Origin of the sequence: Thalassotalea eurytherma (assembly GCF_030161415.1) — a bacterium.
Classification (GTDB): domain Bacteria; phylum Pseudomonadota; class Gammaproteobacteria; order Enterobacterales; family Alteromonadaceae; genus Thalassotalea_G; species Thalassotalea_G eurytherma.
This window is the reverse complement of sequence record NZ_BSSU01000014.1, coordinates 62,277-76,373: the sequence shown is the minus strand read 5'-3', so window position 1 is coordinate 76,373 and position 14,097 is coordinate 62,277. Positions and strand designations below refer to the sequence as shown.

15 protein-coding genes are annotated in these 14,097 nt (G+C 40.3%); 10 read left to right on the top strand and 5 right to left on the bottom strand.

Annotated elements, in window-relative coordinates; genetic code table 11:
- Positions 1 to 30: 30 nt before the first annotated feature.
- Positions 31 to 909 carry an ATP-grasp domain-containing protein gene (locus QQK02_RS14130; RefSeq protein WP_284208736.1) on the top strand — a complete coding sequence of 293 codons (879 nt, stop codon included), beginning with the start codon at positions 31 to 33 and terminating at the stop codon, positions 907 to 909.
- Positions 910 to 961: 52 nt separating this feature from the next.
- On the opposite strand, the gene QQK02_RS14125 is transcribed toward QQK02_RS14130, so the two are convergent.
- Together QQK02_RS14125 and QQK02_RS14120 are read right to left on the bottom strand one after the other, a co-directional pair.
- On the bottom strand, positions 962 to 2,389 hold the full coding sequence (locus QQK02_RS14125; protein ID WP_284208735.1) for an ATP-binding protein: 1,428 nt from the start codon (positions 2,387 to 2,389) through the stop codon (positions 962 to 964).
- Positions 2,386 to 3,081, bottom strand: a complete 696-nt coding sequence (locus QQK02_RS14120) for a response regulator transcription factor (protein ID WP_284208734.1) — start codon at positions 3,079 to 3,081, stop codon at positions 2,386 to 2,388. The genes QQK02_RS14125 and QQK02_RS14120 overlap by 4 nt, the downstream gene beginning before the upstream one ends.
- Before the next feature lie 161 nt (positions 3,082 to 3,242).
- Here QQK02_RS14120 and QQK02_RS14115 point away from each other — a divergent pair, with 161 nt between their 5' ends.
- Positions 3,243 to 4,043: a Spy/CpxP family protein refolding chaperone gene (locus tag QQK02_RS14115; RefSeq protein ID WP_284208733.1), complete on the top strand. Its 801-nt coding sequence runs from the start codon at positions 3,243 to 3,245 to the stop codon at positions 4,041 to 4,043.
- A 39-nt stretch (positions 4,044 to 4,082) separates the two neighbouring features.
- Here the strand turns inward: QQK02_RS14115 and QQK02_RS14110 are convergent, their stop codons facing one another.
- The 3 genes from QQK02_RS14110 to QQK02_RS14100 all read right to left on the bottom strand — a co-directional run bounded on the left by QQK02_RS14110 (position 4,083) and on the right by QQK02_RS14100 (position 7,169).
- The gene (locus tag QQK02_RS14110) at positions 4,083 to 5,129 is read right to left on the bottom strand and encodes a trypsin-like peptidase domain-containing protein (protein WP_284208730.1); all 1,047 of its coding nucleotides are present in this window, start codon (positions 5,127 to 5,129) and stop codon (positions 4,083 to 4,085) included.
- 142 nt (positions 5,130 to 5,271) lie between these two features.
- Positions 5,272 to 6,636, bottom strand: a complete 1,365-nt coding sequence (locus QQK02_RS14105; protein ID WP_284208729.1) for a Do family serine endopeptidase — start codon at positions 6,634 to 6,636, stop codon at positions 5,272 to 5,274.
- A gap of 80 nt (positions 6,637 to 6,716) precedes the next feature.
- Positions 6,717 to 7,169, bottom strand: a complete 453-nt coding sequence (locus QQK02_RS14100) for a YhcB family protein (protein WP_284208728.1) — start codon at positions 7,167 to 7,169, stop codon at positions 6,717 to 6,719.
- Between the two features lie 205 nt (positions 7,170 to 7,374).
- Here QQK02_RS14100 and zapE point away from each other — a divergent pair, with 205 nt between their 5' ends.
- From zapE to QQK02_RS14060, 8 genes are all read left to right on the top strand, one after another.
- On the top strand, positions 7,375 to 8,490 hold the full coding sequence (gene zapE / locus QQK02_RS14095) for a cell division protein ZapE (protein WP_284208727.1): 1,116 nt from the start codon (positions 7,375 to 7,377) through the stop codon (positions 8,488 to 8,490).
- 166 nt (positions 8,491 to 8,656) lie between these two features.
- Positions 8,657 to 9,583 (top strand): aspartate carbamoyltransferase, encoded by a 927-nt coding sequence (gene pyrB / locus QQK02_RS14090; protein WP_284208726.1) that lies wholly within the window; start codon positions 8,657 to 8,659, stop codon positions 9,581 to 9,583.
- Entirely contained in the window at positions 9,583 to 10,044 is a 462-nt protein-coding gene (gene pyrI, locus QQK02_RS14085; protein WP_284208725.1) for an aspartate carbamoyltransferase regulatory subunit, read from the top strand. The genes pyrB and pyrI overlap by 1 nt, the downstream gene beginning before the upstream one ends.
- A gap of 275 nt (positions 10,045 to 10,319) precedes the next feature.
- Positions 10,320 to 10,748 (top strand): 50S ribosomal protein L13, encoded by a 429-nt coding sequence (rplM, locus tag QQK02_RS14080; RefSeq protein ID WP_284208724.1) that lies wholly within the window; start codon positions 10,320 to 10,322, stop codon positions 10,746 to 10,748.
- 3 nt (positions 10,749 to 10,751) lie between these two features.
- Entirely contained in the window at positions 10,752 to 11,144 is a 393-nt protein-coding gene (gene rpsI, locus QQK02_RS14075; protein WP_284208723.1) for a 30S ribosomal protein S9, read from the top strand.
- Positions 11,145 to 11,435: 291 nt separating this feature from the next.
- Positions 11,436 to 12,026: a ubiquinol-cytochrome c reductase iron-sulfur subunit gene (gene petA, locus QQK02_RS14070; RefSeq protein WP_284208721.1), complete on the top strand. Its 591-nt coding sequence runs from the start codon at positions 11,436 to 11,438 to the stop codon at positions 12,024 to 12,026.
- Positions 12,026 to 13,291, top strand: a complete 1,266-nt coding sequence (locus tag QQK02_RS14065; protein ID WP_284208720.1) for a cytochrome b — start codon at positions 12,026 to 12,028, stop codon at positions 13,289 to 13,291. The genes petA and QQK02_RS14065 overlap by 1 nt, the downstream gene beginning before the upstream one ends.
- Positions 13,291 to 13,992, top strand: coding sequence for a cytochrome c1 (locus QQK02_RS14060; RefSeq protein ID WP_284208718.1), 702 nt, complete (start codon positions 13,291 to 13,293; stop codon positions 13,990 to 13,992). The genes QQK02_RS14065 and QQK02_RS14060 overlap by 1 nt, the downstream gene beginning before the upstream one ends.
- The last annotated feature ends 105 nt before the right edge of the window (positions 13,993 to 14,097 follow it).

Sequence of the window (14,097 nt, the reverse complement as noted above, 5' to 3'; positions counted from 1 at the left end):
TTTTATATAAGAGTAAAAAAGGACAAAGTAATGAAGCAGTGCGCAATTTTATCAATGGACAACCTCGATGATTTTGAAGCATATGATGATTTGTTAATTGAGCCATTAGAAGCCTACGGTTGGAACACTGAGTTTATTTCGTGGCGTGCAACCGGTGTAGATTGGAACAAATTTGACGTTGTCATCATTCGTACCCCTTGGGATTACCAAGATGATGCTCCAGCGTTTATTAAGGTATTAACAGAAATTGAAAGCTCACGAGCAGTGCTAGAGAACTCGTTAGATATTGTTAAGTGGAATATCGATAAGCAGTATCTAAAAGCGCTGGAAGCACAAGGTGTGATGATTGTGCCTAGCTTATGGCGTGAGCAGTTGAACAAAAATGAAATTGAACGCTTTTTTAACCATTTCGATACCGACCAAGTTGTTTTTAAGCCACGCATTAGCGCCAATGCGGATAATACGTTTTGGTTAACGCTTGAACAAGCAATAGACCGGGCTGACGAACTTGTCGAAGTATTTAAAGACAAGCCTTTTATTATTCAACCGTTTATTGAAGATGTGATAAATGAAGGTGAGTTTTCACTGTTCTATTTTGACGGACAGTATAGCCATGCCATTTTAAAAACACCTAAGCAGGATGATTTCCGTGTTCAAGAAGAGCACGGCGGGCGGTTAAAAACGATCACGCCAGAGCAATCGTTAGTGGTAGCAGCTGAAAAGTCGTTAGCTGAAATTGGTGAAATGCCACTGTATGCGCGCGTAGATTTTGTGCGCACAAATCAAGGGTTTGCCTTGATGGAGGCTGAACTTATTGAACCGTCGTTGTATTTCAATATGGATGATAAGTCACCGCAACGTTTTGCTGACGCATTTGTTGCCCGCATGGCAAGGCTTTATCAAATGTAATGAGTAAGGGTGAAGGTTTACTTTACCCTTATTTTATTATGGCCGTTGCTGGTTATTTATCGCTTGTATTCATCGGTAAAGTGACCGTGACATTTAAACCATTGGGTTCAACGTTGGTTGCTGTAATACTGCCTTGATGAATATGAACCGCAGAGCGTGTTATCGCTAATCCTAACCCGACACCACCAGACTCTCTATTTCTTGATGCAGAAGCGCGATAAAAAGGGGTAAAGATTTTGTCAATTTCATTTTCACTAACCCCGGTACCGTCGTCAATAACGGTAAAGGTTATCTTGTTTGCTTCTTGGCGCAATAGGATGTCGATATTATTGTTGGCATACTTAACGGCGTTACGTGTTAAGTTTTCAAATGCGCGACTAAGCAATTGACCATCACCTTTGACTTTTACGTTTGAGTCCAAGTGACTAGTTAATGTCTTACCTTGCGCACTGGCTTCAAAATTAGCGTCTTGTGCCATTTGTTCGACTAAGCTGGTTAAATTCACTGTTTCAAAGTCAAAACTTTGTTGATTGGCTTCAAGCCTAGATAACGCTAATACCTGAGTAATCATTGACTCTATTTCATCCGCTTCCTTTTCGATGCGCTGCAATGATGTTACTTGGATATCTTTCGGGTTATTTTCACTCGCTTGTTGCGCAATACCTATTGCAATTTGCAGGCGTGCTAAGGGCGAGCGTAATTCGTGGGAAATATCGGCTATTAATCGTTTTTGCGCGTTAATTGACGATTGAACCTGCTCAGCCATAAAGTTTATATCTTGGCTTAGTTTTCCTATCTCATCATGACGACTATCTGCATTATCAACCCGTGCCGACAAATTACCAGACGCCATTTGTTGTACTGTTTCTTGTAAAGCTTTTAATGGTCTATTGATTGACCATGCCATAAACAAACACAATAAAGCACTAATAGTTAAGACAATAAAGACAAACCAACCGGGGTGGTTTTCTCTAAAGTTATGCAATGCACTGCCTTTTTTATGTTTCCCGACATAAACAAGAATGGGTTGTTGATTACTTATTGCTTTTACTGGCCCTGAAAATGTCATTCGACCGACATTAAAGGTCAGCGGTGTATCGTAGGCTAACATACGCTCAAATCGTTTCTTGTAACGAAACTTGCCATCGGGAAACATCGTCACCCAAGTATTATTATTAACATCGTATATGAAAATGTCGTAGATAAAACTTCTTTCTAAGTGATAAGCAAGCTTTTTCAAGTCTTTAGGTTTTCTGGCGCGTTGATTAAGTTTATCAATGCGTTCCGTCACTTTTTGTAAAACATTCTGTTGTTTTTGGTCAACAGGTCTAATTTGGTCATGGTCGGTAAATTGGTGCGAAAGCCATATTGAACTGGTAATTAGCACGATGGTAGCTAACCAGAACCATAGAAAAAGGCGACCAAAAATACTGTGTTTTGGGTTTAACTTCTTGAGTCTGTTGATATGTTGCCGCTTCATTGAGCACCCATAAAAATGTAGCCAGAACCACGTACAGTTTTAATTGATGTATGCTCACTAAATTGATGGATTTTCTTGCGGATATTACTCACATGCATATCAATTGAACGATCAAAAGCCATTAGCTTTCGACTAAATACGTTCTCAGAAATTGTTTCCTTGGAGACTAGCTCGCCCTGCTGTGCCATTAAAAGGTGTAAGATCGCAAACTCTGTTCCGGTTAATGTTAGCGCTTCTTCTTTGTAGAAGGCTTCTTGTCTGTTAGGGATGATCGTTAAGTGGTCAATCGTTAAGTTCTGGGGTTGCTCAGGTTTTGCATGAAAGTCGACCCTACGGACAATCGCATTAATACGAGCTGTCAACTCACGATGATTAAATGGTTTAGGGAGGTAATCGTCGGCGCCAAGCTCAAGCCCCAATATGCGATCAAAATCATCGCCTTTAGCTGTTAGCATTAATACGGGGGTGATTGACGTTTGCCTTAGCTGTTTTAATACATCAAAACCATTCAGTTTAGGCATCATCACATCGAGTAGAATGAGATCGTACTTGTCGCTACTAAGCGCCATTTGCAGGCCTTGCTCGCTGTCGTTGGCAACGTCAACTAAATAACTCTGGCTCGACAAGTATTGCGAGAGCAATTCAGTTAATTCTACATCGTCGTCGATGATCAACAGTGATTTTTCAGACATAAAGGACTCCAATTAATATAGGTGTATCTTATCAAATCAAATAGCTAAACGCCCAGCATCACTGTTCAACCTTTACGCAACTTTACATTAGCTTTGCGTTTCTTTTCATTGCAATCGTTACAATGATTCGTGACAGTTAATTAACTAAATAGGAAGCGCAAATGAAAGCAATACATAAAAAAGTGTTAGCAATAAGTTTATCAGCCATGTTAATTCCCGCTGCGATATCTAGTGCCTTTGCGCATAGTGAACATCGCCACAATATGCAGCATGGTGCTTACAAAATGTTGAAAAAACTAGACTTAACAGACGCTCAAAAAGAAGACGTTAAAGCCATTTTTAAAGCTAAACGTAGCGAAGCAGGCAGCCAACGTGAATCTTTCAAAGCACTGCTTCAATCGCTTGGAGAGCAAATTAAGCAAGATACCTGGGACGAAACTCAAGTTGCGCAGCTAGTAGCTGACATGCACAAGTTCAAGTCTCAGCAGATGGAAAAGCGTTTAGCGACAAAACAAGACGTTTGGCTGATACTAACACCACAACAACAAGCAAAATACATAGAAATGCTGGAAAAGCGTTTAGCTAAAATGTCTGGTAAATCAGATGAGCGTATGGAGAAACGTCAAGCAAAAATCATGAAAAAGCTTGAGTTAACGCAAGAGCAGGAAACTGTAGTTGCACCGTTATTGGCTCAGCTTAGTGAGAATAAAGGTCAATTGAAGAGCATCAAAATGGCGGCTAAATCGCAAGAAGTGGCATTGTTGTCAGCAAGCGGTACTTATGACCAAATGTCACCATTAACCAGTGAACAAGAGCAGGCTATTCAACAATTATCAGTTAACAATGCCAGTCTTCATCATAGAATTTGGCATAATTTAACGGCTGAACAACAGTCGACGTTTGAACGCTTTATGAAGCAAAACAAGAAAGGTAAAAAGCGTGGCAAGTCTCGTCAAAGCTAATCACTTAATTAAAAGGCAGGTTAATAACCTGCCTTTTTTCTAAATGGGGAAAGCGCCGATTGTTACGGCAAGGCTTTTGTTTGTATTACTACGATAAACCTCAAAATTTAACACGGTGCCAGGCCTAGTTTCAGCAACAATATCAAGTGCCTGTGCAATACTTGTGATTTCAACACCATCAATTGTATGAACAATATCACCTTTTAATAGACCGCCTTTTTGCGCTGGACCGTTGACGACCACATCACCAATTAAAAAACCTTTCGCGTTTTCAATGTATTCAATCGTACTAATACCTAACCAACCTCGTACAACGCGACCGTTTTCTATGATTTCAGTCATCACCTTATAAACTAGCTTATACGGTACTGCCAAAAAGATACCTTGAACGTTAAGTTCTTCTTTATCGACTTTACGCGAGTTAATACCGACTAAATCACCATTGCTATTAATTAATGCGCCACCAGAATTACCTTCATTAATGGCCGCATCCATTTGCAAAAATTCTAAGTGACTTGTAGCACTTAATCCCGAACGTCCTACAGCACTAATAATACCCTGTGTGACGGTTTGACCTAGATTTAATGGGTTGCCAATTGCTAATACCACATCACCAACATAAGGCTCCATGTTTAGCTCTTGGGGAATAACTGGCAGATTGACAGCATCTACCTTAAGCACAGCAAGATCGGTTACTAAATCATAGCCAATGAGCTCTGCTGCGTAATCTTCTCCTGATTGCAATAAGACAATAATTTGTGCGGCATTTCTAATGACGTGGTAATTCGTCACAATAAAGCCTTGGCTGTCCATGATGACACCAGAGCCTAGTTTTGTGCTGATCGTATTGCGGCGCGTTACACGATTACTGTTAATAATCTCGTGAGAATATAAATTAACGACTGCTGGACTAGCGACCTTAACTGCTTGTGCATATGACAAAGGTGCTGGCTTTTTAGGTTCAGGATCAAATAAATCAAAAAATGAGCCTTCGTCGCCTCGTAATTGCGGAAAAAGGATAAGTGCGACTACACCAGCCATTACACCGTAGCTGATTGCACGAAAAATATATTTAAAATACGACATCACGAAACTTACAGATAATTAATTTTTATAATATTTTTAGCTTATCACAGATTTTTAAAATTGGTGTAGGCAGGGCGGCTATTCTTTTTATTATTTATAATAAAAAACCCGCATTTAGCGGGTTTTTTAAGATGTTAATTGATTAACGAAGCATTAGGTAGAGCGTAGTATTGCCGCGTAATACATTTAAGGCAAACAACCCTTCTCTATCTTTAAAGAACTCTCTTAATTCACCCATATTGTTCGTTTTAGTGCGGTTAACACCAATGATCACGTCATTTGCCTGCAAGCCAATATAGTGTGCTGGAGAATCTTCAGCGACACTGGTCACTAATATTCCTTTTACACCTTTTTCATCTTCATGGCTTTCTAGTTGAGCACCATCGAGCATATTGTGCAGCTTAACTGCTTCTAATTTAGGGCTTTGTGGTTTTTTAAGCGTTACTTTGTAGGTTCTTTCTTTACCTTCGCGCGTAACCACCGTGATTTTTACGTCTTTACCTGCACCAATAGAACCAATTTTTCCGCGCAATTCACTAAACGATTTTATGCGCTTGCCATTTACCTTGGTAATAACGTCGCCGGCTTTGATCCCTGCTTCTTCTGCGGCTGAATCTTTAGCAACTTGTTCAACAAAACCACCTTGGTTTGTTTCTAGTTCCATCGCCTTAGCGATTTCACCATTAACACTTAGGCCTGTAACACCTAAAACACCTCGGCGTACTTCACCAAACTCAATAATTTGGTTCACCAAGTTACGCATCATGTTACTCGGGATAGCGAAACCAATACCGACATTGCCACCGTTAGGGCCTAAAATAGCAGTATTAATACCAATTAATTCACCGCGTAAATTGACGAGTGCGCCTCCAGAGTTACCACTGTTAATGGCAGCGTCCGTTTGAATGAAATCTTCAAAGTTTTCTATGTTCAAACCACTGCGGCCTAACGCACTTACAATACCTGATGTTACCGTTTGACCTAAACCAAAAGGGCTACCAATCGCTACGGTAAAATCACCAACGCGTAATTCGTCAGAATCAGACACCACAATTTCGGTAAGCTCATCTGCTTCGATTTGAAGTAACGCAATATCACTGTCTTTATCTGAGCCCAGTTTAGTTGCTTCTATTTGACGACCATCTTTTAATGTCACCATGATTTCGTCAGCTTCATCAATGACATGATTGTTGGTGACGATATAACCTTTATCAGCGTCAATAATGACACCAGAGCCTAATCCTCTAAAAGGACGTTCTTGCGGCTGTTGGCGAGGGTTGCCAAAGAAAAATCGAAATGCTTCAGGTATTCTTTGCTGCTCTATTTCGTGTGTACCTTTGACAGAAATACTCACAACAGCAGGCGTTGTTTCTTCGAGCATCGGCGCTAGGCTTGGCATCTCTTGAGAGCCAATGGAAAAAGGTAACTTCGCCTGTGCAGGCGCAATAGCTAAAGTTAAAGAGCTCGAAACGAGTGCAGCACTAATAAATAAACCAAGTTTTTTCATACTTAAAATAACTCCATAAATTGTTCAAGTACGGGTACTCAAATAGAGACTTATTAGGTTAGGGTTAGTTCCCTGAATTTCTATTCGCTATTTGTAACACTTTGTTTCTTATCGTCGAATAAGCCACTTGGATTGTCAGAGTAGTCTAATGGTTGCTCAGTAAGACTATCTTCTGATTTACGCTCTCTGTTATGACGAAGCTCGGCAGTTTTTGCGAGTTGCTCTTGCGTTTCTTGCGAGAAAAACGGCATTGCTGCCGTGTTTTCTGGCGTTGCTTGATTTAATAACTGCGTACTTTGTTCCATTTGCTTCATTGCCGCTTGGCAGGCTTCATTCATTTGAGACAGTAACTGTGTTGAGTTATCTAAATGCTCAGCGACATCTTCTTTATACTTGGCAAGCTCAGCTTCACTTTCTGAAACTTTTTCTGATAATTTGACTTGTTCTTGAGAAGACGCACTTAACGTCTTAAACGCGAATGCACCAACAATCGCACCTAAAATAAAAATAATAATTCCTGAAACAACATCCATACTTCGCTACCTTAATTTGTTGTCATATTGATATAAGATGAAATATTCACCGAAAAGCGCTCTGCTACTTAACCATATACGAGGTTTTTTACTGATTGGTTTAGTAAAAGCAACTGGTATACTATAGCTTGCCTTTAGCTGCAGATATAGCAGATATAAACGGTTTTTTTCAAAATTCAAGAGTTCAATTAGCCTGAGTCGACCAATGATTAACCAGTCTCCTTTACAAAAGTATAAACAAGATTTAGAACGAGATGATTTCCAATATGATGCCGCACAAGAAAATGCCGTTAAACATTTACAGCGCTTGTATGAAGATTTAACGTCTCGCCCGGTGCCGGTCACAGGCTTTAAAAAGGTGTTAAATCGTTGGAAAAAGGTGATGGGGTCGCCGAACCAAAAAGCAGTTAAAGGCCTCTATTTTTGGGGCGGTGTTGGCCGCGGTAAAACCTACCTAGTTGATACCTTTTATGACTGCTTGCCATTTGAAAACAAAATGCGGGTTCACTTTCACCGATTTATGCATCGTGTTCATGATGAAATGAAGCAAATAAGTGGTCAATCAGACCCTCTTAAAATTATCGCGAAAAAATTTGCTCAAGAAACCTCTATCATTTGTTTCGATGAATTTTTCGTGTCAGATATTACAGATGCAATGATATTGGGTACCTTGTTTGAAGAGTTATTTGCCCGCAATGTTACGTTAGTGGCAACGTCGAATATTATTCCTGATGAGCTATACCGCAATGGTTTGCAACGTGCGAGATTTTTACCAGCGATAAAGCTTATTAATGAAAATACGGAAGTGGTTAATGTTGATAGCGGTGTTGATTATCGTTTGAGAACGTTAGAGCAAGCTGAAATTTATCATCACCCGCTAGATCAGCAAGCCGATATTAACTTGCGCCAGTATTTCAAACAGCTTTCAGCTGAAGAAGGTCAGCAATTGGCTGATATTGAAATTAATCATCGCCAATTACCTACGGTAGAAGTATCTGATGGTGTTATACACTTTGAATTTTCAACGCTTTGTGAGTCTGCCCGCAGTCAAAGTGATTACATGGAGCTAAGTAAAATTTATCATACCGTGCTGTTAGCTAATGTGACTCAAATGGGCGCAACCAATGATGATGCTGCCCGTCGCTTTATCGCGCTTGTTGATGAGTTTTATGAACGAAAAGTTAAGCTGATTATTTCTGCCGAAGTTGCAATGGAAGATCTTTACACTGAAGGAAATTTAAATTTTGAATTTAAGCGCTGCTTAAGTCGCTTACAAGAAATGCAGTCGCATGATTATTTAGCGGCAGAGCATTTACCGTAATTGATTTGCTCAATTAAAAAATGGGGTCAGTGTGATTTATTTACACGGACCCCATTTTGCTTTTAGTGGTTTGAAAACGGATGACGGGATTTAGCTTGTTATGTTAGAATCCTCCCTCAGCAAGTCTTTGAATTGCCTTTCCTTACATTATGTTATGAGATGAAGAATGAAAAACACGCTGTATAACAAAGATATCATTTCTATTGCCGATCTCTCTCGCGAAGAGCTTGAGTTGATCGTAGCGCAAGCTCAATCAATCAAAAAAACGCCACGACCAGACCTTTTAAAAGGCAAAATCATTGCGAGTTGTTTTTTTGAAGCGTCAACGCGTACTCGTTTGTCATTTGAAACAGCGGTTCAACGATTAGGCGGCACTCATATCGGTTTTGATTCAGGCGGAAATACATCACTTGGTAAAAAAGGCGAAACCCTAGCGGATTCTGTGAAAGTGATAAACTCTTATGCCGACGCCTTTTTTATGCGCCACCCTAAAGAAGGGTCAGCAAGGCTCGCTTCAGAGTTTGCTAATGTGCCAGTGATTAATGGTGGTGACGGAGCTAATCAGCATCCAACACAAACGCTGCTAGATTTATTTAGTATTTACGAGACACAAGGTTCGTTAGAAGGCCTGAAAATCGCCTTTGTCGGTGACTTAAAATATGGCAGAACAGTGCACTCGTTAGCGCAAGCATTAGCCCTATTTGATTGTGAGTTTTATTTTGTAGCACCACCTGAACTGACAATGCCTGAATACTTGTGTGATGAATTACGCCAAGCTGGTGTTAAGTTTAGTTTTCATGATGACTTAGAAGCTATTTTGCCTGCTTTAGACATCTTATATGTCACCCGCGTGCAAAAAGAGCGCTTTGATCCAACCGAATATCAGCATATGCAATCAAAGTATGTTTTGACCGCCGATTTACTCCACAGTGTAAAAGACACGTTCAAGGTATTACATCCATTACCACGTGTTGACGAAATTACCATTGATGTAGATGCCACGCCTTATGCTTACTATTTTGAGCAGGCAGAGAATGGTGTTTATGCCCGCCAAGCGTTGCTGAGTTTAGTGTTATCAGAGGAGAGTGTGTAATGACTGGCCGTAAATTAAAAGTAGAAGCAATTGCTAGTGGTACCGTTATTGACCATATTCCAGCCGGCATGGGAATTCGCATCTTAAACTTTTTTGAATTAACTAAGCAGCAAGATCGCATTACTGTAGGCCTTAATTTAAAAAAGAGCACGGGTGGTAAAAAAGATCTGATCAAAGTTGAAAACACTAAATTTACTAAAGAACAAGCCCAGCAGTTAGCCTTGTTTGCTCAAGACGCTACGATAAACGTCATTGAAGATTACAAAGTCGTTGAAAAGTTTAAGGTCACATTACCTGAAGCAATAGAAGAAGTCTTAAGTTGCCCAAACACTAACTGTATTACTCATGATGAGCCTGTTTCATCAACGTTTTATATCAAAGAGCAACAAGACAAAGTGGCGTTAAAATGTCACTACTGCGAAAAAAGTTTTCATCAATCGTTTTTCAAAGAATTGGTTTAATTTCTGTCAAGTAAACTTGGCGCTGGTTAAAATTTTTACGTCGACGCCAAGTTTTTACTTTTCTACCAAGTTTTTCACTATTTTTCGCAAAAAATAGGTGATCTTTTGGGCAAACTTCACTATAATCCTGCGCTCCCTAACGTTACAAATGTTTATTCTTTCCCGGAATAAGCGACATGGTTCGATACTCGAAGGGGTAGCAGCGTAACCATTTTGAATCGATAAGTTCTTGAAACTTATCATTTTAGTAACTTTTTTAAAATTGGGTTTTTTAAATGAAAACTTTTGTAGCAAAACCAGAAAGCGTACAACGCGAATGGTTTTTGGTGGACGCTGAAGATAAAACTTTAGGTCGTATCGCCACAGAGATCGCTGTACGTTTACGCGGTAAGCACAAGCCAGAATACACTCCACACGCAGACACTGGTGACTACATCGTAGTTATCAATGCTGAGAAAGTTCGTGTAACAGGTAACAAAGCGAAAGGTAAAATTTACTACTCGCACACTGAGTTCCCTGGTGGTTTAAAGCAAATTAGCTTCGAACAGCTTATCGAGAAAGCGCCAGAGCGTGCGATCGAATTCGCTGTTAAAGGCATGTTACCTAAAGGTCCTTTAGGTCGTGACATGTTCCGTAAGCTAAAAGTGTATGCTGGTGCTGAGCACAAGCATGCTGCACAACAACCACAACTTTTGGAGCTATAAGCAATGGCTGATAATCAATATTACGGTACTGGTCGTCGCAAGAGCTCAACTGCTCGTGTGTTCATGAAAGCTGGTAACGGTACAATCACAATTAACAAGCGTGACATCTCTGTTTACTTCGGTCGTGAAACGGCTCGCATGGTTGTTCGTCAGCCATTAGAATTAGTAGAAATGTTAGAGAAGTTTGACTTCAACATCACTGTAGTTGGTGGTGGTATTTCTGGTCAAGCTGGTGCAATTCGTCACGGTATTACTCGTGCCTTAATGCAATTTGACGAAACTTTACGTTCTGATTTACGTAAAGCTGGCTTCGTTACACGTGATGCTCGTAAAGTTGAACGTAAGAAAGTTGGTTTACATAAAGCACGTAAACGTCCACAATTCTCAAAACGTTAATATTTATCGTTTATGCAAAAAAGCTGGCTTATGCCGGCTTTTTTTATCGCTAAATTTCATCGACAATTAACCCATTGGTTACATATCTCCCGTAGTGACTATACTACAGACAAATTAATTAAATTTATCTCAGTGAAAATACTTGAATTACCTTGTAAAAATAGGGGGTTTTCATTATGATCAAAAAAATTTTTTTATCGTTAGGTTACTCTCGACTTTCGAGGCATTTATGCCATTTATAGAAGATAAAAATCGAAAAGGTTGGGGTAAAAACACATTTGGAGAAGTTGAATGAGCAATACGCCTGTGAATAACGGCCGTCGACGCTTTTTAACTGCGGCTACTTCGGTAGTTGGCGGTGTAGGTGTTGTCGGTGTGGCTGTGCCTTTCATTGGGTCTTGGAACCCGAGTGCTCGTGCGAAAGCTGCGGGTGCGCCGGTTGAAGTCAATGTTAGCAAGCTAGAGCCTGGCCAGTTAGTCCGCGCTGAGTGGCGTGGCAAACCGGTTTACGTGGTACGTCGTACTGAAAAGAACGTCGCAGAGTTAAGTAATCATGAAGATCAATTACGTGACCCTAATTCGGAAGAGCCGCAACAACCTGAATACACGGTGAACCAGCATCGTTCAATTAAGCCTGAAATTATGGTTGCTTTAGGTGTATGTACTCACTTAGGTTGTGCACCAACATACCGTAAAGGCGACTTCGAAGAAGTTGTTGAAGGTGTTACTGATGGTTTCTTCTGTCCTTGTCACGGTTCAAAATTTGATATGGCAGGACGCGTATTCCAAGGCGTACCAGCACCAACTAACTTAGCGGTGCCTGAGCACTCATTTCCATCTGATGACATCTTGTTAATCGGTGTTAGCCCAGGAGAAGCGTAATGTTTGAAAATTTTATGGCTTGGATCGACAAGCGTCTTCCTGTGACTGATGCTTGGAACAAGCATTTAGCACAATACCCAGCACCAAAGAACTTCAACTTCTGGTACTTCTTTGGCTCGTTAGCAATGTTAGTTTTAGTTAACCAAATCTTAACGGGTATTTGGTTAACGATGAACTATGAACCATCAGGCGATGGTGCATTTGCTTCAATCGAATACATTATGCGTGACGTAGACTACGGTTGGTTGCTACGTTATATGCATTCAACTGGTGCTTCGGCATTCTTCGTTGTTGTTTATTTACATATGTTCCGCGGCTTAATTTATGGTTCTTACCAGAAGCCACGCGAATTATTATGGATCTTCGGTATGTTAATCTTCTTAGTATTAATGGCTGAAGCGTTCATGGGTTACTTATTACCTTGGGGTAACATGAGTTACTGGGGTGCACAGGTAATTATCTCCTTATTTGGTGCGATTCCAGTTGTAGGTGAAGACTTAGCGACATGGATCAAAGGTGACTATGTTATCTCTGGTGCTACGTTAAACCGTTTCTTCGCACTACATGTTATCGCTTTACCACTTGTACTAGTTGTATTGGTATTCTTACACATCTTAGCGTTACACGAAGTGGGTTCTAACAACCCAGAAGGTACAGATATTAAGAAGCCGAAAGGCAGTGTGAAAGAAGAAGATAAGTCTAAATTTGAATTCCACGAAGCGTATACAAAGAAATATGACATTGTTGATGCCGTGCCATTCCATCCTTATTACTCTGTGAAAGATATTATGGGTGTTGCAGGTTTCTTAATTCTGTTTTGTTGGGTGATGTTCTTCCATCCTGAAGGTGGTGGTTACTTTATTGAAGCGCCAAACTTTGAGCCAGCTAACGGCTTGAAAACGCCTGAGCATATTGCACCAGTATGGTACTTTGGTCCGTTCTACACCATTTTACGTGTAGTACCAGATAAGTTACTTGGTACATTAGCCATGTTTGCAGCGATTGGTGTGTTATTCGCGTTACCTTGGTTTGACCGTTCTACGGTTAAGTCATTCCGTTTCCGTAGCAAGTTACACTTATTCAATATTGTTCAATTCGCTATCTGTTTCATCGCATTAGGTATATTAGGTACTTTACCTGCATCTGACTTGGCTAACTTAATTGGTCGTATTGCAAGTTTAGGTTACTTCGGATTCTTCGTTGCAATCTGGTTCTACTCTAAAAATGAAAAGACTAAGCCTGTACCAGAAAGGGTGACTAAATAATGAAAAAGTTCGTATTAGTTTTATTAGCAACGTTAATGCCTGCATTAGCGATGGCTGCTGGCCCGTCAGTACCGGTAGATCCTGCTGGCAACGACTTAGCCGACAAAGAATCATTAAAGCGTGGTTTCCGTTCTTACATTAACTACTGTTTAGCTTGTCACCAATTACAATACCAACGTTACAACCGTACGTTTGCTGACTTAGGTATTGACGAGAAAGATGGTAAAGAAAACTGGATGTACACTGGTGAGAAAGTTGGTGATCATATTACTAACACCATGCCAGCAAAAGAAGCGGCTAACTGGTTTGGTGCTGCGCCACCAGATTTAACGTTAGAAACACGTTTTAGAAGTCCTGATTGGGTTTACACTTACCTACGTTCATTCTATGTTGATGAAGCACGCCCATTTGGTGTAAACAACACAGTGTTTAAAGACGTTGGTATGCCGCATGTACTTCAGAACCTTCAAGGTACGCGTACACTAGATGCAAACGGCAACTTAACTAAAGCTGTTGGTGGTAGCATGACAGAAGCTGAATACGATGCTTTCGTTCGTGACTTAACTAACTTCTTAGAATATGTTTCAGAGCCGAACAAACTAGAGCGTAAGTCATTGGGTTACTGGGTAATCGGTTTCTTAGTTGTGTTCTTTATTCTTTCTTATTTCTTGAAGAAAGAGTACTGGAAAGACGTTCACTAAGAACAAATGAATGATATTAAAAAAGGCAGCTTCGGTTGCCTTTTTTGCTATTTTGGTTCGGTGGTCTGACCTGTTTTCTATTTCTGCTTAGATCGGTTATCATAT